The 20,773-nt window shown below is 64.2% G+C and carries 16 protein-coding genes; 8 read left to right on the top strand and 8 right to left on the bottom strand.

Annotation, left to right across the window (positions count from 1 at the left end; all coding sequences use genetic code 11):
• Positions 1–185: 185 nt before the first annotated feature.
• Entirely contained in the window at positions 186–1,649 is a 1,464-nt protein-coding gene (locus ACM0M4_RS16700) for a hypothetical protein (protein WP_123794464.1), read from the bottom strand.
• On the bottom strand, positions 1,633–2,685 hold the full coding sequence (locus ACM0M4_RS16695; RefSeq protein WP_025921246.1) for a nucleoid-associated protein: 1,053 nt from the start codon (positions 2,683–2,685) through the stop codon (positions 1,633–1,635). Before ACM0M4_RS16695 ends, ACM0M4_RS16700 begins: the two co-directional genes overlap by 17 nt.
• 452 nt (positions 2,686–3,137) lie before the next feature.
• Between ACM0M4_RS16695 and ACM0M4_RS16690 the strand changes: the two genes are divergently transcribed.
• A complete protein-coding gene (locus ACM0M4_RS16690; protein WP_065285146.1) occupies positions 3,138–4,508 on the top strand; it encodes an IS1182-like element ISCfr1 family transposase in 1,371 nt (456 codons plus the stop codon).
• 242 nt (positions 4,509–4,750) lie between these two features.
• Here the strand turns inward: ACM0M4_RS16690 and ACM0M4_RS16685 are convergent, their stop codons facing one another.
• The 4 genes from ACM0M4_RS16685 to ACM0M4_RS16670 all read right to left on the bottom strand — a co-directional run bounded on the left by ACM0M4_RS16685 (position 4,751) and on the right by ACM0M4_RS16670 (position 9,664).
• Complete coding sequence (locus ACM0M4_RS16685) at positions 4,751–5,890, bottom strand: catalase family protein (protein ID WP_054376067.1); 1,140 nt, start codon at positions 5,888–5,890, stop codon at positions 4,751–4,753.
• 178 nt (positions 5,891–6,068) lie between these two features.
• Positions 6,069–7,964, bottom strand: a complete 1,896-nt coding sequence (locus ACM0M4_RS16680; RefSeq protein ID WP_054379995.1) for a di-heme-cytochrome C peroxidase — start codon at positions 7,962–7,964, stop codon at positions 6,069–6,071.
• Positions 7,965–8,274: 310 nt separating this feature from the next.
• The gene (locus ACM0M4_RS16675; RefSeq protein WP_003088290.1) at positions 8,275–8,409 is read right to left on the bottom strand and encodes a hypothetical protein; all 135 of its coding nucleotides are present in this window, start codon (positions 8,407–8,409) and stop codon (positions 8,275–8,277) included.
• A 157-nt stretch (positions 8,410–8,566) separates the two neighbouring features.
• The gene (locus ACM0M4_RS16670) at positions 8,567–9,664 is read right to left on the bottom strand and encodes a GNAT family N-acetyltransferase/peptidase C39 family protein (RefSeq protein WP_054376069.1); all 1,098 of its coding nucleotides are present in this window, start codon (positions 9,662–9,664) and stop codon (positions 8,567–8,569) included.
• A gap of 190 nt (positions 9,665–9,854) precedes the next feature.
• Here ACM0M4_RS16670 and ACM0M4_RS16665 point away from each other — a divergent pair, with 190 nt between their 5' ends.
• The 7 genes from ACM0M4_RS16665 (at position 9,855) to rbsK (ending at position 18,557) form a co-directional block, all read left to right on the top strand.
• Complete coding sequence (locus ACM0M4_RS16665) at positions 9,855–11,342, top strand: RimK family protein (protein WP_003088294.1); 1,488 nt, start codon at positions 9,855–9,857, stop codon at positions 11,340–11,342.
• Between the two features lie 135 nt (positions 11,343–11,477).
• Positions 11,478–12,806: a sigma-54 dependent transcriptional regulator gene (locus tag ACM0M4_RS16660; RefSeq protein WP_003111270.1), complete on the top strand. Its 1,329-nt coding sequence runs from the start codon at positions 11,478–11,480 to the stop codon at positions 12,804–12,806.
• A gap of 218 nt (positions 12,807–13,024) precedes the next feature.
• A complete protein-coding gene (locus ACM0M4_RS16655; RefSeq protein WP_003088297.1) occupies positions 13,025–13,984 on the top strand; it encodes a sugar ABC transporter substrate-binding protein in 960 nt (319 codons plus the stop codon).
• A 21-nt stretch (positions 13,985–14,005) separates the two neighbouring features.
• Positions 14,006–15,538: a sugar ABC transporter ATP-binding protein gene (locus tag ACM0M4_RS16650; RefSeq protein ID WP_003119159.1), complete on the top strand. Its 1,533-nt coding sequence runs from the start codon at positions 14,006–14,008 to the stop codon at positions 15,536–15,538.
• Between the two features lie 23 nt (positions 15,539–15,561).
• On the top strand, positions 15,562–16,560 hold the full coding sequence (locus tag ACM0M4_RS16645) for an ABC transporter permease (protein ID WP_003088303.1): 999 nt from the start codon (positions 15,562–15,564) through the stop codon (positions 16,558–16,560).
• A gap of 3 nt (positions 16,561–16,563) precedes the next feature.
• Complete coding sequence (locus tag ACM0M4_RS16640; RefSeq protein WP_003119158.1) at positions 16,564–17,577, top strand: LacI family DNA-binding transcriptional regulator; 1,014 nt, start codon at positions 16,564–16,566, stop codon at positions 17,575–17,577.
• A gap of 53 nt (positions 17,578–17,630) precedes the next feature.
• A complete protein-coding gene (gene rbsK / locus ACM0M4_RS16635; RefSeq protein WP_003450278.1) occupies positions 17,631–18,557 on the top strand; it encodes a ribokinase in 927 nt (308 codons plus the stop codon).
• Between the two features lie 133 nt (positions 18,558–18,690).
• On the opposite strand, the gene ACM0M4_RS16630 is transcribed toward rbsK, so the two are convergent.
• Positions 18,691–19,956, bottom strand: coding sequence for a transporter (locus ACM0M4_RS16630; RefSeq protein WP_003088309.1), 1,266 nt, complete (start codon positions 19,954–19,956; stop codon positions 18,691–18,693).
• Between the two features lie 60 nt (positions 19,957–20,016).
• Positions 20,017–20,769 (bottom strand): hypothetical protein, encoded by a 753-nt coding sequence (locus tag ACM0M4_RS16625; protein ID WP_003144431.1) that lies wholly within the window; start codon positions 20,767–20,769, stop codon positions 20,017–20,019.
• Positions 20,770–20,773 lie beyond the last annotated feature (4 nt).

Below are 20,773 nucleotides of genomic sequence, written 5' to 3'. Positions count from 1 at the left end.
ACGGCGATCCATTCAAAGCTCCTATCTGAACGCCCACTCCTCCGCCAGATGTTGCAGCCGTAGCCCCCGCTTTCGGCCAAAAGCGGCCGGTCTCACAGAGGCTAAGCAGACCATCCTTGAAGCTGGAAGATATCTATGAAACTAGGGACGATTCATTCCGTATCCTGCGCTGCACGATCACATAATCATAGGGAAGCTGTAATCAGAGATGGCCAACCGTCTGGTTGCTCTTCTCGAGAGCGATTGCCCTCAGATTCTTGTTGCTTTGGGGCGGACGATGCTGGAGAGGAAGAAGGACTCTGCAACGGCGTGGCACCATCGTCCTTTCCGCTAAGCGGCGGATCCACTCGGGTGAAGGCGAAATGGCTCACTGCAATTACCATTGAGAGCAACACCGCCAGACCCACAACTGCAACCCCATTGAAGACGCGCTCTGCACGAGCAATGGGCCGCCTGACCATCTTGTCGAACTCTGCAGCTGCCAGAAATCTGTAAAGCTTTGGCTGCCATTCCTCCCGTAGTGCATGTTGAATACGAATGAATTTCCATCCAGAGAACACACTGATCAGCGTATAGGTGAACGCCACGAGCACAGCGGCAGTAATGAGATACGGGTTGATCTGCACGCTTAAGCGTGCAGCTACAATACCCAAACCCACAGTAAGGGCAGTCGCAATAGCAGTGACCGCCTGCCGCGTTGCGTCGGTAGCTTTCGAGGTCTCGTCAGTTACGGCCTTACGAAGGTCTCCCAAGGACTTCAGGGTGTCCTTTGCGATATCGGAAATTGCCATCTGATAGGCAATCTTCGCAGATTCTAGGGCGGCCTCCAGATGCTCGCCAAAGTATGAAACCACCTCCCCATCAGCACGCCCTGAGCGAGCAATTTCAGCTGAGAGTAGGATGTGCTTGGTTTCTGCCTCTCTAGGATTGTCATACACCCATCCGGCAGCCTCTTGGAGAATCAAGAGGCGCTCCAGTGTTATAGGTGAAGCATCTATTTTGAGACTAGGATCAAACGCAAGCTTCAGCTTTGGTGGCCCCTTGAAAAGCAAGGTCGAGCCCGATGGATCGATCTCGTTCGCAATACAACGACTAAGCGCATCGAAAGCGTGCACCATCCATAACGCATGGAAAGGATTGGCGGCATCAAGCATCTGACCGTCTAGCAGAAGCCAAGGCAGTACATCTTCAGGAACGGTTCGGACTGAAGAAGACTCCTTTACCAGCAGTCTGGGAGGCTTTGACGGAAGTCCAACCTCAAAACTCAGTTCATCCTCCCATCTCAAGAACGCTCTCGATCGACAGCAGAACGGATGGCTCAGGCCTAGCAGGCGCCATGTCGTTGAGGCGTGCCCTTTCTCGAGATATTTCTTGAAGCCAGCCTCAGTGACTAGGAACAGATCACCATTAGCTGACGACACAGACTTTTGAAGCTCCAATCGAAATGGGGCGAAGTCATCTTCGACTTCGTTGAGCTCGTACTCATTTCCCTGCTGGTCAAAAATGCTGAGCGGCCAACCAGCAGCCACTGTAGCTTCTGCCAGTTCAATCGCAACGTTCGCTGATAGGCTCGAAGCAGAGAGCGTCAACTCCCCCTCAGAGACCAGAGTCTGCCGGTTGCGTGCTAGCGCGTTAAGCAGGGTTGCCAAGTTTAGGTGCGACAACGCTATTCTCCGTGACCTTGTTGGTCTCGACAATGATCGTCTTCTTATCACCCTCAAGGTCAATCACCGTCACATTGGGATTGTCCTCCTTGTCAGGGAAGAGAATTGTCACACCTTCAACCGTCATGATTTTGCGCATGTAGGGTTGTCGAAGAATCTTTCGGTCGGGTTTGAAGCTGAGTTCATGAAGCTTGCTGCTCTTAACCCGCCTGCGTGTTTCCCTCTCCAAACGGGTTGCTACCTTCTCATCCACAGGAGAGTTAGCAGCAACGAGCACAGCTTCGACGATTGCATCTTCATCGATCTTCATTCGTCTGCCTAAAACACCCTGGGCCACTTTGATAGCCTTAGGTACGTCCTCGCTCGGCAGGTCTTTCTTACAGGCTTGCAGGGTACTCCTCAGCAGCTTCCTAGTTATTTCGCTGAGCTCGGTGTCCGAAATGCTTCGCGTGACAGCAAGAAAGTCAGCGAAGTAATCGGCAATATCCGGGCCCTGCTTTGTCCTGTCAGTGGCGGATACGTCCTGGCTGGCAATACCATTCACTATGCGAATCAAGGCTGTCTTCTGAATAGCCTTCTTGTCGTCGACGAGGGCAGTCAGGATACGTCGCAATGCATTCGCTGGCTGAGCATCATCCTGCTCAAGCGCTAGCTTATAGTCATACTTGATCAAGCTGAAGATGGTGACATCGGGATCGTCGACAGCGAGTTCGAACATGCACAATACCCCATCAGCACTCCCCCCAACATGTTTGTTGTTGAAGTTCAATGCTAGAGCCTGGGCTCCTCGCTCAAACGTTGCCTCGCCGTTAGCTATGGTTTCCAGCTGCTGCTTAGTGCTTGAATGATTCTTAAACATGAATACTGGCGCGGCAGCCGTATCGAGGATTTTCTCTTTGAAGAAGCTCTCCTCCTCCAGCGCTCGCTCGGGCATGGCCAGGAAATCCTTGTTGCCAACCACGTGAAGGATCATTCGTTTAATGGTCAGCGAGGCCTGCTCTTCATCCGTAAAAAAGCTCATTAGATCTCCAAAGATCTCTGGCTATGCTGTTCGCCAGCACGACATTCGATAGCAAGCAGTACGCCGCCACCATGGTTCATTGACATTGCTTGGACTAAGACCCATTGCCGACACAATGGCAAGATCTCACTGTGTATTTCACAAAGTGGAAAATAAGGCGCCAGCAGAGAATGCAGCAAGGGGCCATCACGCCGCCAAACGATCGACACTCCAGTCATAGCTGGGACGCTCTCAGGAGGCAAGAAGGGATATCTCCTCCACTTTTCCACGCAGTGGATCGCTAGTACTGGCACAGCCAATGCGTTCCGCTCGTATTTTAGGGAGGGTAGCCTGCCAATGCTGGCCTGCTCAAGATTAGGAGTGTCTGCTTCTGGCCGATTCTGTTGAAAAAGTAGCGGCCTCTCCATACCGTTGGCAAAATTGCTCTGTCAGCGAGCGTGGGGGCGAACAGCATGATGGGGCAGTTACCGGGAGGACAGCAGCGCCTGTTCTACTCGTTCAACCTAGAAGATCACGTCCCGGCTCAACACCTCCTGCGCAGCATCGACCAGTGCCTGGATCTTAGTGATCTGCGCGCCTACCTGGCGGACTTCTATAGTCCCATCGGACGCCCCTCGATTGACCCGGAATTGATGGTGCGCATGCTGGTCGTCGGCTACTGCTATGGCATTCGTTCCGAGCGGCGATTGTGCGAAGAGGTGCACCTGAACCTGGCCTATCGCTGGTTCTGCCGGCTGGGTCTGGAAGACGAAGTCCCCAATCACTCGACCTTCTCGAAGAATCGCCATGGGCGTTTTCGTGACAGCGATCTGTTCCGCTGGTTGTTCAATGAGGTGCTGCGGCGTTGCATGGCAGCCGGCCTAGTCAAGGGCGAAGGTTTTGCCGTCGACGCTAGCATCATCAAGGCGGATGCCAGCCGGCAACGTGGGGTAGCGGGAGATGAGGTCGATTGGAACGATCCAAAGCTCAGCAGCCGCGCAGTGCGCGAGTACCTCGAAGCCCTTGATGAAGAGGCGCTGGCTGAGGCTCTTCCCAAGAAAATTTCGCTCACAGATCCTCAGTCCCGTTGGACAGCAGCGCCAGGTGGGCCGGCCTTTTTTGCCTACTCCACGAATTACCTGATCGACACTGAGCACGGTGTGATCATGGACGTGGAAGCTACCCCGGCGCACCGTACCGCCGAAGTCGATTCGACTAGGACGATGGTTGAGCGTGTCAAAGCTCAGTTCGATCTCACACCGGAACGCCTTATCGGCGATACCGCTTATGGCACCGCCCCGATGCTGGCCTGGATGGTCGAAGAAAAGGACATCGAGCCGCATGTGCCGGTGTGGGACAAGACTGAGCGCAAGGACGACAGCCTCTCCAGTAACGACTTCCACTGGAACCAGGAGGCCAATGAATACCGCTGCCCAGCCGGCAAACCACTACGCAGTGAGTGGCGCGCCTTCACCCAGAAAAGATCGCGGGTGACCAAGGCCCACACCATCATTTATCGCTCCAGCCAAACCGACTGCACTACCTGTCCGCTGAAAGCGAAATGCTGCCCCAACACGCCGAATCGGAAGATCGTCCGCAGTATCCATGAGGCTGCCCGCGATGTGGCCAGGCGCATCGCCAAGACACCGGAATACCTCGTCTCTCGCTGCGAACGAAAGAAGGTGGAGATGCTGTTCGCCCACCTCAAACGGATCATGAAACTCGATCGTTTACGACTGCGCGGCCTGACAGGTGCCACTGACGAATTCACTTTGGCGGCGGCGGTGCAGAACCTGCGACGCATGGCCAAGCTTTTGCCTCAAGGGCCACCGCTCACGGGATAGGTACGCCTGCTGAGAGCAGAAACCTTCAAATTAACCCTCAGGCCTGAGCAAGGACGCTCAGCGAAACGCCGAAAGGCAACCTGAAGTGGCTTGCAGTCACTTCGACAGCAGGCACACCTGATCGGCAGGCCGCCGCTAAACCTACTTTTTCAACAGAATCGGCCGTTTTCTGACAGCCCAAATTGGCGAAATCAATACCAAGAGAGACGCCATACGCAGCTACCTTCCACCTTCCCAACCCCTCACCCATTCCTCCCCAACCTATACCCACTGACCGCCTCGTAAACCGCCTTCCGCAACCGATTGATCCCGCCGATCGGCCGATGCTCCGGCAGCGCGTGCCAGGGGTTGAATGAGAGGTTGTCACAGAACAGGTTCTGTTCCCGGCTATCAAAATCCTGAGCTGGCACAATGATGTCGGCTATGGTAGCGAAGGGCGCGTCCGACTCCTTCCATTCGACGCTGGTGTCTTCGATGGGCATGTACTTGGCCGGGTCCTGGCGCTGCACCTGGAAGGCGTAGCAGGCGGGGGTGCGGTCGATGGAGAGTTGCTGGTACAGGGCGGCGCGGAGGAAGTTGGGCAGGTCCTGGTTCTGCTTCGGTAGCTGGTAGGCCGGGCACTTCTCCGGGGCGGGGACGACGCGGAACTTGATGTTGTGTTCGCCCAGCTTGTACGGCGAGATGCCGTTGTAGCCGGCGTGCAGCGGGCTGTCCGGGGCGGGGGCGAGGGTGCGTAGGGCGATCAGCAGGTGGCGCAGTTCCCAGCTGGCGGGGTTCCAGTTGGGGAAGAAGGCCAGGGCTTTCTTGCCGTCGGCCTGGGCGGCGAAGTTCTGCCGGTATTCGGCGATGTCGCGGATGAAGAACACCGGCTGGTTGAACATGACGAAGTCCTGCTCGCCGTCATGGCCGCGGCCGGGCAGGAGTTTTTCGCCGGGCACGTCGAGCAGCTTGATGGCCATGCCGCGCGCGTCGTTCTTGCTGTCGAACTGCGGGTAGGCGTTGCCGTTGGAGAAGCGCACCCAGGCGTTCCAGCTCTTGCCCGCTTCGGCGAACACGCCGCGACGCAGGGTCGGGTCGAGGTCGGCGCGTACCTTGAACTCGGCCTTCACGCAGCCGTGGGCCTTGGCGTGGGCATCGCGCAGGACGCGGGTGTTGTCGCGGTGCTGTTCGACCACGCGGATGGCGTCCTGGATGATCGCCTGGGTGATGCGGGCTTCGTCCGCGGCGATCTGCTCTTCCGCGGACACCGGGCCGGAGAATTTCCAGGCGTAGTAGAGGCTGCCGATGGCCCAGCCGCCGAGGCCGACGGCCAGCAGGAGGAGGAGCAGGCGGCCGAGCCATTTGCCGAGGAACAGCCAGGCGTGGGTGAGGAGTGCTCGCATGGAGTGGGTGTCCTTGGTGGTGTGCGTTGGCTGTGGGCTTTTATTCTTCTTGGGCGGGGAGTGCGCCACGATTGCTTCTCCCCGTCCTCTGGCCAGGCGTCCCCCCTGAAGGGAGAGGGGCTGCTCGGGGTGGAGAGGGGCGGCGGCGCCATGCCTCGCGCTTCTCCATTTCCCAGGTTCAGCGTTGCGCGGTCCGTTGCTCCGGCGCCGGGCATTTCGGGCCGGGCGTCCAGGGTGGGGTCTGGGCCGGGACCAGGCGGCGCTCGAATTCGGGGTTGCCGAGCACCTTCAGGTATTCCACCAGCGCCCAGCGTTCTTCCGGGCTGAGGGCGCGGCCGATCACGCCGTTCTGCCGGCAGCCGTCGCGGAATTCGTGGCCGCTGTTGCGGTTGCCGGTGAGACGGGTGTCGAGGAGGAAGCCGCCGGGGAATTTCTCGGTGCGGAATCCAACGAATTTCGGATCGAATTCGAAGGTGCCGACGTAGAACTGCGGCGAGCGTTCGGCGGCCGGGGAGAGCAGTTGGAACAGGTTGGGCACCGAGCCGTTGTGCAGGAACGGCGGGGTCGCCCAGATGCCGTCCAGCGGGCGGGCCTTGTAGGCGCGCAGTTCCTGTACGCCGATCGGCAGGTCGAAGCCGTTCATGGTCTTCTGCTGTTCCGGCGGGATGCCGGCGTCCCGGTAGGCGCGCTGCTCGACGAAGGCGGTGATGTAGGCCAGGCCCTTGGCCGAGGACAGTTGCGAGAGGTCGAGTTGCTGCGGATCGGCGCCGATCAGCTGGACGTTCATCCGCGCCAGTTCGTCGACGCTCCAGCCGAGCTTGCGCAGGTCGTAGCGGTGGTCGGCGATGTTGTCGGCGGTGGTCGGGTCGGTGCCGATCACCTCGGTCGGCACCATGTGCATGCGCCACTCGGGATTGCGTCCGGGGGCGGCGTATTCCGCCGGTTGCACCTTGGGTGCATGGCAGAAGGCGCAGTTGGCTTCGAACAGGGCGCGGCCCTGGGAGGCGCGTTGCAGGTCGATGCGGCCGAAGAGGTCTTCCGGCCAGGTCGGCGGTTTCAGTTGTTGCAGGGTTTCTTCCAGGGCGTGCAGGTCGTGCAGGCGTACGCTGGAGGCGTAGCGCTGCTCGCCCCGCAGCGGCTGGCCGTGCTCGTCGAAGATCTGCAGGCGCGCGCCGACGCCGAGGGCCTCGCCGATGTTGCGCGCCATCGGCTGCATGGCCGAGCCGTTCCATTGCACCCAGTCGAATTTCCAGATGTCCCAGACCTGCGGATAGCTCACCGGGGCGTTGGCGACGCGGTAGTTGCCCGGGTCGATGGCATCGCCGAAGACGCTGTTGGCGATGCGCCCGAAGGCGTCGGTGCGGCCGGGGCCTTCCTCGGTGGGGTAGAGGTGGCGGCGGGTGTCGTTCCAGGCGGTGCGCAGGAGGGTGTCGAGCACGGCCTTGAAGTCGGCGCGCAGTTGCGACTTGTCCTGTTCGTAGCGTTCGCCGAGGACTTTCCTGGCGAAGCGCTTGAACTTGAACGGGTTGTAGTAGGTGGCGGCCATGCTCGCGCCGAGCGCCTGGCCGAAGGCGCCGCCGCGCAGGGTCGGCACGGTGGCGGCGATGGAGTGCATGGCGGCGCCGCCGTCGATGCGCAGCGACTTGCCCTGGTAGCGCAGTTCGCCGGTGTGGCAGGCGGCGCAGGTGATGTCCAGGTAGCGGGTGCCGGTCTTCTCGTCGCGGTGCTGGCTGAAGCCCACCGGCAGGTTGCCGGGGTTGAGGTCGCTGGCCTTCTGCTGCGGATCGACGAGGAAGCCGAAGCGGGCGAGGTATTCGGGGGCGGCGAAGGGGTCTTCGGAGAAGGGCAGTTCGAGGGCGGTGAACCAGTCGTAGTGCAGGCCCTTCACCAGGGTGCCCTGGGGCGTGTAGTAGAAGCGCTGGCGGGCCTCGTCCTGCCATTGCGGCAGGTAGCGTACCTCGCTCGGCGCCTGGTAGTGGGGGAGGTTGGGATTGGCGACGTAGTAGACCACCACCCCGACGACCGCCAGCACGATCACGCCGACAACCAGCAGAGCCTTTTTCACGGTGCGCATCAGGAACGTCCTTGTAGGCCTTTTTTGGGCACCGTTATGCCAAGGCGTTGGCATATTGGCAAGCTGCTATCAGCTTTTTTGACAAGGTTTTCTTGACAGCGAACGGGTGAAACGTTTGCGCAGGCCTCGCCTGGCGATGTTGGCGACGAAAGCTCGGTATTTCACCGGAGAAAGGCGGACGCCGGAGCGTCTTGGAACGGCAGGGCGAGGCGCCGGTGGCCTGCCGGTCAGAGACCGGAGAAGGCCAGCCAGGCGATGATTGCGGCATAGAGCATCCAGGTGGGATCGGTACGGCGGTCGAGCAGGGCTTTCATTTCTTCGCCTCCGCGCTCCAGAAGCCCTGGGCGTTGCGGAAGGGCTGGCGGGCCAGTTGTTCCAGGCGGGTGATGCCGTCGGCGCGCATGGCATTGATCAGGGCCGAGAAGGATTTGGCGGAGTAGCTCATGGTGTCGTCTCCAGTTCCGTTCTGGTTATTCGGGGATCTGGCGACTATGTAAACATCGGCGTTGGCGAATGAAAAATGGATAGTCTCACTAGCCACTATCGATGGAATTGATTGATAGGCGAGAACATCTCCCCGCCGCAGGACGGGGCGATGCGGATCATTCCGGGTTGAACAGGATCACTGCCGCGCGCAGCTTGCTGCGGCCGAAGCGGCTCATCTTGTCGAACTCGGCGTGGCTTACCGGGATGTGTTGGCAATCCAGCGGCTGGCGGTGCTGGCTGTGGTCGACGTCGGGATCGTGGAGGTAGACGAAGTCCTCGTCGTAGTGGGTGACCAGCACCCAGTGCGGGGCCTTGGAGCGGGTCAGGCGGTAGCTGCTGATCAGCACCAGCGGCTGGCCGCCCCTGGCCAGCTGGCGTGGGATGTCGAGCCTGGCCGAGCGCTTCTGCTCGACGCCCGAGGCGTCCAGTTCCTCGCAGAAGTCCTCGTGGACCAGGCGCATCACCGCCTTCTTGTCTTCGTTGCGTACGCCGTCGAGGAACAGCGGGCCGCTGGCGGACAGCACCAGCTTGACCCGGAAGCCGCGCCGCCAGGCGGCCAGCGCCAGGCCCTGGGGGCTACAGCCGCCGTGCCCGGCGGTCATGTAGATGGTGGTCGCCTCGCGCCACAGGCGCAGTTCCTCGCGGCGGATCAACTGGCGCTCCGGTTGCAGCGCGCCCATGGCCATCAGCAGGCAGGCCGGGCCGCAGGTGAAATCGGTGGTCTGCCGGTAGAAGGGCACGTGGCGGCGCTGGTCGTGGCCGGGGTTGCGGATGCGTTTCTCGAAGCGCAGCGCTTCGCTGTGGTCCTCGTAGTAGTCGCGCACGGTGGCGAAGGGACGGTAGCCGTTGCGCTCGTAGAGGGCGATGGCGCCACGGTTGTCCGGGCGCACTTCCAGGCGCATGTAGGCGCGGTCGTTGTCCCGCGCGGCCTGCTCGGCGGCTTCCAGCAGCTTCTGGCCGAGGCCGATGCCGCGGGCGCGCGGGTCGATGGCGATGGAGTAGAGGCGGGCCAGCGAGGTGCCTTCGTGGAACAGCACCAGGGCGTAGCCGAGCACGCCGCCGTCGCCCTCGGCTACCGTCAGGCTGGCGTGGGCGCGGGTGAGCATCCACTGGAAGTTGCGGCGGGACAGGCGATCGTAGTCGAAGCAGCGGTTTTCCAGCTCGACCAGGGCGGACAGGTCGTCCGCGCCGGCCGGGCGGAGGGTCAGGTTCATAGCGGTCTCCACGGCCGCGGGCGGGAACTTCCGCGCGGGCGTGCTGTAATGGGTGCTGTACGCTTCGGTTTGCTGGCAGGCGCCATAGAGCGGTTTCGCAAGGGATTCCCGCCGAGTATTGGCCGGGATGCGTGCGCCGGCAAGCCGGTTCCGAATGCGCCGTGGTTTCGCTGTCCCCCCGGGAGGTGTCGTGAGCAAGCTGTTCATCATCGTGGAACGCAAGGAAGACTGGACGTCCTATTACCCCAGCGAGGATGTGGTCACCGCCCAGGAATACCTGGAACTGCCCATCGACGACGACACTGGCAAGCGGGTCCAGGTGATCAACCTGTGCCGGCACTACAAGTACCTGCGCCATGGCTACTACTGCTCGCTGCTCGCCGAGGCGCGCGGGCACAAGGTGATCCCCTCGGTGCGGACGATCAGCGAGCTGGCCAGGAAGTCGCTGTACAGCCTGGTCCTGGAAGATCTGGATCGCACCCTGGACAAGGCCCTGGCCGCGCACCCCTACGGCAGCACCGATGGTTTCACCCTGACCCTGTATTTCGGCCGTACCGATATCGAGCCGCTGCAGGACCTGGCGCGACAGTTGTTCGAGGCGTTTCCCTGCCCGTTGCTGCTGGTGGAGTTCAAGCGCAACCGCACCTGGCACATCGAGGGCATCAAGCCCGGCGCCATCCACAAGCTGCGCGAGGACCAGGAAGACCTCTTCGCCAACGCCCTGGACAGCTTCAGCCGGCAGATCTGGCGCAAGCCGCGTTCGCGCAAGCCGTTCCGCTACGACCTGGCGATCCTCCACGACCCCGGCGAGGCGTTCCCGCCTTCCGATGCCAAAGCGCTGAAGAACTTCGTGCGGGTCGGCCGCAGCCTCGGCATCGACGTCGACCTGATCGAGCGCAAGGACTATTCGCGGATCGCCGAGTACGACGCGCTGTTCATCCGCGAGACCACCAATGTCGCCGACCACACCTACCGTTTCGCCAAGAAGGCCGAGAGCGAAGGGTTGGTGGTGATGGACGACCCGGTGTCGATCCTGCGCTGCACCAACAAGGTGTACCTGGCCGACCTGCTGCGCAGCCACAAGCTGGGCATGCCGGCCACGGAGATTCTCTACAAGGAGAACCCGCAGGAACTGGAGAAGGTCGGCGAGCGCCTGGGCTTCCCGCTGGTGCTGAAGATTCCCGACGGCAGCTTCTCGCGCGGGGTGATCAAGGTGGAGGACCAGGAGCAGTTGCTGGCAGCCAGCGCCGAGCTTTTCGAGCGCTCGGTGCTGATCCTTGCCCAGGAGTTCTTCTATACCGAGTACGACTGGCGTATCGGCGTGCTCAACCGCAAGCCGATCTTCGCCTGCCAGTACTTCATGTCCAAGGGCCACTGGCAGATCTACGACCACAGCCCGGACGCCGAGGAGGTCAGCGGCGATTTCCGCACCATGCCCGTGCACGAGGCGCCGCGCAAGGTGGTGGAGCTGGCGGTGAAGACCGCCAACCTGATCGGCGACGGCCTCTACGGGGTGGACCTGAAGCAGGCCGGCGACAAGGTGGTGGTGATCGAGGTGAACGACAACCCGAACATCGACTGCGGGGTGGAGGATGTCTACCTCGGCGACGACCTCTACAAGCTGGTCCTGGAGGAGTTCGTCCGGCGCCTGGAAGTCAAGCGTCGCGGCTACGACTGATAAGACGATTTCGGCATTGGCGATATAAACAAAGATTCACTTTCGCGCGTCAAAAAATTGCTAGATTTTCCTTTCAGAGCGCCAACATGCCGTTTTTATGACGGTTCAAAGAATTGGCGCCGCAAAGGAGCACACATGTTAGATGCATCGAACCTCCGCCGTCTGCTGGTGGTGGACCCGTGCGACGATTGCCGGCGCCTGTTGCCGGGCCTTCGCGAGGCGGGTTGGGCAGTGGACAGCTGCGCGCTGGAAACGGCGCGCGAACGCGCTTGCGACGTCGGCCTGCTGCGCCTGCGGCCGTTCCACCTGGAGCGGCCGGAGACGGTGAAGGACCTGATCAGCCGCAGCGGCACCGAGTGGATCGCCGTGCTCAGCCCGGACACCTTGCCGCTGAATGGCGTCGGCGATTTCGTCTGCGAATGGTTCTTCGACTTCCATACCTTGCCGTTCGACATGGCGCGGGTGCAGGTGACCCTCGGCCGCGCCTTTGGCATGGCCCGCCTGCGCGGGCGCGGCACGGTGCCCGGCGATGCCGAGGGCGAGCACGAACTGCTCGGCGAGAGCCTGGCCGTACGCGACCTGCGCCGGCTGCTGGCGAAGCTGGCGCCGACCGACTCGCCGGTACTGATCCGTGGCGAGAGCGGCACCGGCAAGGAACTGGTCGCGCGTACCCTGCACCGGCAGTCGCGGCGCGCGGACAAGCCGTTCGTCGCGATCAACTGCGGGGCGATTCCCGAGCACCTGATCCAGTCCGAGCTGTTCGGCCACGAGAAGGGCGCCTTCACCGGCGCGCACCAGCGCAAGGTCGGACGGATCGAGGCGGCCGACGGCGGCACTCTGTTCCTTGACGAGATCGGCGACCTGCCGCTGGAGTTGCAGGCCAACCTGTTGCGCTTTCTCCAGGAACAGCAGATCGAGCGGGTCGGCGGTAACCGGCCGGTCGAGGTGGACGTGCGGGTGCTGGCGGCGACCCATGTCGACCTGGAGGCGGCGATCGACGCCGGGACCTTCCGCGAGGACCTCTACTACCGGCTCAATGTCCTGCAGGTCGGCACCGCGCCGTTGCGCGAACGGAGCGAGGACCTGCCGCTGCTGGCCAATCATTTCTCCCGGCTCTACAGCCTGGAGACCGGCCGCCGCCCGCGCCGCTTCAGCGAGGACGCGCTGGCGGCGATGGCGATGCACGCCTGGCCGGGCAACGTCCGCGAACTGGCCAACCGGGTGCGTCGCGGGTTGGTCCTGGCGGAGGGGCGGCAGATCGAGGCCCAGGACCTCGGCCTGGAATGCGCGCGCGGCGACGGCCCGCCGTTGTCCAGCCTGGAGGTCTACAAGCTCTGCGCCGAGCGCCAGGCGATGTGCGACGCGCTGGCCCGCTACGGCGACAACCTCAGCGTGGCCGCGCGGATGCTCGGGGTGTCGCGGCCGACCTTCTACCGCCTGTTGCACAAGCACCGGTTGCGCTGAGCGGGCGGCGGGAGATGTGCCGGCCAAGCAAAATATCCTGCGTTTCCCAGCCGTAGCGAACTAGAATCCAACCGATCCCGACCGGTTCGCGACAGTTGCTCATGGCGATTGACAGAATCTGTCAGATAGACGCATATTCACCTAACGCAAACGTTTGCGTCTGGATAATCTCCTGGAAAAGCCTCAATACAACGATAAGAAAAGCTGGAGGATACACCATGAAGCGGGTCGCTTCCCGGCGCCTGTTGGCTGCCGTTGTGCTGACTGCCTGTTCCTCGTTCCTGCCCCTGTCCGCCGTCCACGCGGAAACTCCCGAGAAGCCCAGGATCGCGCTGGTGATGAAGTCGCTGGCGAACGAGTTCTTCCTGACCATGGAGGACGGCGCCAAGGCCTACCAGAAGGAGCATGCCGACCGGTTCGAACTGGTTTCCAACGGCATCAAGGACGAGACCGATACCTCCAGCCAGATCCGCATCGTCGAGCAGATGATCGTTTCCGGGGTCGACGCACTGGTGATCGCGCCGGCCGATTCCAAGGCGCTGGTGCCGGTGGTGAAGAAAGCGCTGGACGCCGGCATCGTGGTGGTCAACATCGACAACCGCTTCGACCCGCAGGTGCTGCAGGCGAAGAAGATCGGCGTGCCCTTCGTCGGGCCCGACAACCGCAAGGGCGCGCGGCTGGTCGGCGAGTACCTGGCGAAGCGACTGAAGGCCGGCGACGAGGTCGGCATCATCGAAGGGGTCTCTACGACCACCAATGCCCAGCAGCGCACCGCCGGCTTCAGGGATGCGATGGACGCGGCGGGGATGAAGATCGTCTCCTTGCAGTCGGGCAACTGGGAAATCGAGAAGGGCAACGCGGTGGCTTCGGCGATGCTCAACGAGCATCCGGACCTCAAGGCGCTGCTCGCCGGCAACGACAGCATGGCCCTCGGCGCGGTATCGGCGGTGCGCGCGGCGGGCCGCGCCGGGCAGGTGAAGGTGGTCGGCTACGACAATATCCAGGCGATCAAGCCGATGCTCAAGGATGGCCGGGTGCTGGCCACTGCCGACCAGTTCGCCGCGAAGCAGGCGGTGTTCGGTATCCAGACCGCGCTCAAGCTGCTCGCCGGGCAAACCCCGGAACATGAGAAGGACGGCGTGGTCGAGACGCCTGTCGAGTTGGTGACCGCGCCCTGAGCCGTCCGATGGAGCCTTCCCATGTCTAGCGACGCATTGCCGCTGCTGAGCATCCGCGGGGTCGGCAAGACCTACGCGCAGCCGGTGCTGGCGGAGATCGACCTGCAACTGTTCGGCGGCGAGGTGCTGGCCCTGACCGGCGAGAACGGTGCCGGCAAGAGCACCTTGTCGAAGATCGTCGGCGGCCTGGAACGTCCCGGCGCCGGCAGCCTGGAGCTCCTCGGCCGGCCTTACGCCCCCGCTAGCCGCCGCGAGGCCGAGGCGCTGGGCGTGCGCATGGTGATGCAGGAACTGAACCTGCTGCCGACCCTGTCGGTGGCGGAGAACCTGTTCCTCCACGACCTGCCCCGGCGCGCCGGCTGGATCGACCGTCGGCGCCTGCGCGCGGCGGCCCGCGAGGCGATGGCTCAGGTCGGCCTGGAGGCGATCGATCCCGACACGCTGGTCGGCGACCTCGGCATCGGCCACCAGCAGATGGTCGAGATCGCCCGCAACCTGATCGGCGACTGCCGCTTGCTGATCCTCGACGAACCCACGGCGATGCTTACCGCGCGCGAGGTGGACATGCTCTTCGAGCAGGTCGAGCGGCTGCGCGAACGCGGCGTGGCGATCGTCTACATCTCCCATCGCCTGGAAGAGCTGGCGCGGATTTCGCAGCGCATCGCGGTGTTGCGCGATGGCCGCCTGGTCTGCGTCGAGCCGATCGAGCGCTACGACGCCGACCAACTGGTGACCCTGATGGTCGGCCGCGAACTGGGCGAGCGCTTCGACCTGGGCCCACGGCAGACCGGTGCGCCGCTGCTGCGGGTGGAGCGGCTGAGCCGGCGCGGCAAGGTGCATGAGGTGTCGTTCGAGGTGCGCGCGGGGGAGATCTTCGGCATTTCCGGACTGATCGGCTCCGGGCGCACCGAATTGTTGCGCCTGATCTACGGCGCCGACCGCGCCGACGGTGGGCAGGTCCTGCTCGGCGATCCGCCGCAGCGCCTGAGCCTGCGTTCGCCGGCCGACTCGGTGCGCCAGGGGGTTGCGCTGATCACCGAGGACCGCAAGGGCGAGGGCCTGCTGCTGGACCAGTCGATCAGCGCCAACCTGGCCCTGGGCAACCTGCCGGCGCTGGCGCGCCACGGGGTGATCGACCGGCGCCGCGAGGAAGCCCTGGCGCGGCGCCAGGTGGAGGCGCTGCGGGTGCGCTGCGCGGACACCGCGCAGGCGGTGGGCGAACTGTCCGGCGGCAACCAGCAGAAGGTGGTGATCGGCCGCTGGCTGGAGCGCGACTGCCAGGTGCTGCTGTTCGACGAGCCGACCCGTGGCATCGATGTCGGCGCGAAGTTCGATATCTATGCCTTGCTCGCCGAGTTGACCCGCCGGGGCAAGGCGCTGGTGGTGGTGTCCAGCGACCTGCGCGAGCTGATGCTGATCTGCGATCGCATCGGCGTGCTCTCGGCGGGACGTATGGTGGACACCTTCGAGCGCGACGCCTGGACCCAGGACGCGCTGCTGGCGGCGGCCTTCGCCGGTTACAAGAAACGCGACGCGCTGCTGGCGACGTCGTGAACACGCAACGCAAGGAACCAGAAATGAGCGACCCGACGTCTTCCGCTACCGCCGCCGCAGCGCCAACCCTGCGACGCGGCAACTATTTCGGCCTGGGCACCTACCTCGGCCTGGCCGGCGCGCTGCTGGCGATGATCGCGCTGTTCTCGGCGCTGAGCAGCCACTTCCTCAGCTATGGCACCTTCCTCGCCATCGCCAACCAGATCCCCGACCTGGTGGTGCTGGCGGTGGGCATGACCTTCATTCTGATCGTCGGCGGCATCGATCTCTCGGTAGGTTCGGTGCTGGCCCTGGCGGCCTCGGCGGTAAGCCTGGCGACGCTCGGCTGGGGCTGGGGCGTGCTGCCGGCGGCGATGCTCGGGATGGCCTGCGCGACCCTGGCCGGCTGCGTCACCGGTTCGATCACGGTGGCCTGGCGGATTCCCTCGTTCATCGTGTCCCTCGGGGTGCTGGAGATGGCCCGTGGGCTGGCCTACCAGATGACCGACTCGCGCACGGCCTATATCGGCGACGCCTATGCCTGGCTGTCCAATCCGCTGGCGTTCGGCATTTCGCCGGCCTTCGTGATCGCCCTGCTGGTGATGTTCGCCGCCCAGGCGGTGCTCACCCGCACGGTGTTCGGCCGCTACCTGATCGGCATCGGCACCAACGAAGAAGCGGTGCGATTGGCCGGTGTGAACCCGAAACCCTATAAGATTGCAGTATTCGCCCTGATGGGGCTGCTCGCCGGGTTGGCCGCGCTGTTCCAGATCTCGCGTCTGGAAGCGGCCGATCCCAACGCCGGGGTCGGCCTGGAACTCCAGGTCATCGCCGCGGTGGTGATCGGCGGCACCAGCCTGATGGGCGGGCGAGGTTCGGTGGTCAGCACCTTCTTCGGCGTGCTGATCATTTCCGTATTGGCGGCGGGGCTGGCGCAGATCGGTGCGTCGGAGCCGACCAAACGAATCATTACCGGGGCGGTGATCGTGGTAGCGGTGGTGCTGGATACCTATCGCAGCCATCGCGCCCGCAGACAGGGCTGAACGATGGCGACAATGAAGGACGTGGCGGCGATGGCGGGGGTTTCCTTCACCACCGTATCGCATGTGGTGAACAGGACGCGGCCGGTCAGCGACGCGGTGCGCAAGAAGGTCGAGGACGCCATCGCGCAGCTGCACTACGTGCCCAGCGCGGTGGCGCGCTCGCTGAAGGTGCGCACCACCTCGATCATCGGCCTGCTGGTGCCGAACAGCACCAACCCGTATTTCGCCGAGCTGTCGCGCGGCATCGAGGATTGCTGCGAGCGCAACGGCTACTGCGTGATCCTCTGCAACTCCGACGACAACCCGCAGAAGCAGGCCAACTACCTGCGCGTGCTCCAGGAGAAACGCATCGACGGCCTGGTCCTGGCGTCCGCCGGCGGCGACGGCGCGCTGGCCAAGGGACTGGCGAACATGCGCACGCCGACCGTGATCGTCGACCGCGAGGTGGAAGGCGTGGAAGCCGACCGGGTGCAGATCGACCATGAGATGGGCGCCTACCTGGCGACCCGCCACCTGCTCGAACTGGGCCATCGCGACATCGCCTGCATCGGCGGGCCGCTGTCGACCAAGGTCTCGACGCTGCGGGTCGAGGGCTACCGGCGGGCGATGGCCAAGGCCGGCCTGGAGGTGCGCCCGCAGTGGCTGCTGGAAAGCGAGTTCAGCAGCCCCGGCGGCTACCACGCGGCGCTCGGCCTGCTGGGCGGCGAGGGCGAGCGACCGACGGCGATCGTCGCCGGCAACGACATGATCGGCATCGGCGTGCTGCGCGCCGCGGCCGAGCTGAATATCAGGGTGCCGCACGAACTGTCGGTGATCGGCTTCGACGATATCGAGCTGAGCCGCTTCGTGTTTCCCGCCTTGACCACCGTGGGCCAGTCGATCCGCCTGCTTGGCGAGATCGCTGCGCAATTGCTGCTGCAACGCATCGCCGAGCGCGAGGAGCCGATGCAGCGGCGGGTGGTGGCGCCGGCGCTGGTCCTGCGCGAATCCACCGCGCCGCCGCTGGTGCGGGTCTGAACCGGGCGCCGGGGGCGCCCTCGCTAGAGAGAGGCTGGAACAAGGACGCAACGATGCAAGCGAAAGTACTGGTGGTGGGCAGCCTGAACATGGACCTGGTGGTGCGCGCGCCGCGCCTGCCACGGGGCGGCGAGACCCTCGCCGGGCAGTCCTTCATCACCGTTCCCGGCGGCAAGGGAGCCAACCAGGCGGTCGCCGCGGCGCGTCTCGGCGCGGAGGTGGCGATGATCGGCTGCCTTGGCGACGATGCCTACGGCGACCAGTTGTACCGTGCGCTACAGGCCGAGGGCATCGACTGCCAGGGCGTCGAGCGGGTGGCCGGGGAGTCCAGCGGAGTGGCGCTGATCGTGGTCGACGACAGCAGCCAGAACGCCATCGTCATCGTCGCCGGCGGCAACGGCCACCTGTCGCCGGCCGTGCTGGCGCGCCACGAGCACTTGCTGGAGCAGGCGCAGGTGGTGGTCTGCCAGCTGGAAAGCCCGCTGGAGACGGTTGGCCATGTGCTGCGCCGGGCCCATGCGCTGGGCAAGACGGTGATCCTCAACCCGGCGCCGGCCACCCGCGACGTGCCGGCGGAGTGGCTGCCGCTGGTGGACTACCTGGTCCCCAACGAGACCGAAAGCGAACTGCTCTGCCGCCTGCCGGTGGACTCCCTGGAGAGCGCCGGGCGTGCCGCCGAGCGCCTGCGCGAAATGGGCGCCGGCAGGGTGATCGTCACCCTCGGCGCACAGGGCGCCCTGCTGGTGGGCGAGGGGCGGGTCGAGCATTTCCCGGTGGCGCGGGTCAAGGCGCTGGATACCACGGCGGCCGGGGACACCTTCGTCGGCGGCTTCGCCGCGGCCCTTGCGCGCGGCCTCGACGAGGCGGCGGCGATCCGTTTCGGCCAGGCCGCCGCGGCGATCTCGGTGACCCGCCTCGGCGCGCAGACCTCGATCCCCTCGCGCGAGGAAGTCGAGCGGGCGCTCGCTGGCGAGGCTTGAGAGGGACGGTGCCGTTGCTACCGGCGGATAACGCCTGCGGCGTTATCCGCCCTGCGCAGCTAGGCGAGGATCGCTCCCAGGCTCACGCATCCCTTCGAGGGGTAGGGCATGCCCAGGCTCGAACGGTGGCCCCTCAGAAGTAGTAGGGGAATTTCACGCCGAAGGTAAAGTCCGGCGCGTCCGGAGTGATGCCGATGGACAGGCTGGGCACGATGCTGAACCTGTTGCTCACCGCATAGGTCATGCCCAGGCCGAAGTAGCCGGCGTTGGCGTCGCTGCCGCTGACGGTCTGCCAGCTCTGGCCGTCCTGCTTGACCTTGCTCTTCTGGCTGATCAGCTCTGAGAAGGAGAACGACATGCTCATCTTCTCGTTCAGCGCGAAGGCCACGCCGACGCCGAGTTGGAACCAGTTGCCGAGCTTGACCTTGCCGCCGGTCTTCACGCCTTGCTGCGGGTTGATGTCGTCGAACGACTCTTCGAAGTTGTAGGTATACGACAGGCTGCCGAACAGCACCGCCGGGTCCACCGTCTTCACCAGCGAGATGCCCGGGGTGATCGACCAGACGCCGTTGCCGGTGGGCAGGTCGTCGGGCACGTTGAGGTTGTTGTTGCCCGGTACCTGCTTCAGCTTGATGCCGTAGGGATCCTTGCCGGTGGGCGCCTTGACCCGCAGGCTGACCACCGCGTCCGGGGTGCTCTCGCTTTCGTCGAGGAACTTGTAGGCGACGCCGAAGCTGACGTCGCCCAGGCGTGGGTCGCCGGTCACCGATTTCTCGGTGATCTGCGAGGTCGAGCCGCCGGCGCCGGCGGACTGGTAGGTCGATTCGCGATAGACCACCGGGGCGTTGATATCCACCTGCCAGCGCTGGTTCCAGTTGTAGCGGCCGGTCAGGTCGAGGGTCCAGATGTCGGCATCGATCTGGTCCACGCCGATGTTGCCGAGGAAGATCGAGTCCAGCGCCAGGAAGCCGTTGAGGAACAACTGGCGGGTGTCGTAGTGGCTGTAGGTGAGGCCGGTCTCCAGGCTGAAGGTGCCGCCGCCGAAGAAGCCGCTGGCGTCCTGGTAGATGTTTTCCACGCTGGGCGCGGGCGCGCCATCGTCCTTGAGGCTGGCGCCGTAGGTGCCGGCGACCGCGTTGGCGTCGTTGCGCGCCTGCGCCGGCGGCTGGATCGACTTGACCAGGCGTTGCGGCTGCGGCGCCTGGGGTTGCGCCTCGACCTGGCGCACGCGCTGTTCGAGGACCATCAGGGCGTTCTGCTGGGCCTCGTAGCGTTGGCGCAGCTCCAGGAGTTCCTTCTTCAGCGCCTCGACCTCGGACTCCGTCGCGGCCTGCGCCAGGAACGGGGAAACCAGGGTGGTGGCGCAGAGGACAGCTCGCAGCGAGAGTGTCTGGGTCATGTTTGCCGTTCCGTTTTTATGGCCTTCCGATAGCACAGTGATTTCAGACTAGATCAACTTTCAGTAGCCGCTGGGGCGCAGCGCGCGCAATTGCTCCCAGGCGCAATTCAGTGCCGGATCGGCGCCCGGCCGGTCCTTGAGCATCACCTCGAGCGCCGCCAGGTTCTGCACCAGGTTGCGGTTTCCGCTGAGCGCCACGCTCTGCACCAGGCCGCCGGCGCCGAGGCTTTGCAGGCTGGCGCCCTGGCCGCTGGCCTGAATCGCCAGTTGCAGGGCGCCGCCGTTCGGCGTGACCTTGACCGTGCCGGCCTCGCCGCTGAGGGCCAGCGCACCTTCCAGCGGCGTGCCGCCCGGCAGTGGCGGCGGCGCGTCGCCGTGGCGGACCTCGATGCTGACGCCATTGCTGGCGCTGTTGTGGTCGCCGGCGGTGCGGATGCTCTGGCTGACCCCCTGGGTCTGCGCCAGTCCGGCGCCGCCGAGGACCTGGCCGTTGCCGGCGGCGGGTGGTGGGGCGTCGCCTGGCCGATCGACCAGGGTGACGTTGAGGACCGGGCGCGCCAGGTTCTGCCGCACCTGCAGGTCGACGCGTGCGCCGAGGACCTGGCCGCTGGCGTTCTGCCAGGTGCTGCTCATGGTCACTCCGAAGCTGACGATCCGCCCCGGCAGCACATAGCGCCCGCGCAGATGGGAAAGCTCCTGGTCGCTCAGTTCGGCGGGGGCGAACAGGTCGCTGGCGGGGGCGGGCAGCGCAGCGCCGAGGCAGCAGGCGAGGACGAAGCAGTGGTGCGTGTACATGGCGTGCTCCCGGAGCATCCGG

Origin of the sequence: Pseudomonas sp. 18-147 (assembly GCF_051048045.1) — a bacterium.
In the GTDB taxonomy this organism is placed as follows: Bacteria; Pseudomonadota; Gammaproteobacteria; order Pseudomonadales; family Pseudomonadaceae; genus Pseudomonas; species Pseudomonas aeruginosa.
Note: the sequence above shows the minus strand (reverse complement) of the source record. Positions and strands in the feature narration are given on the sequence as shown.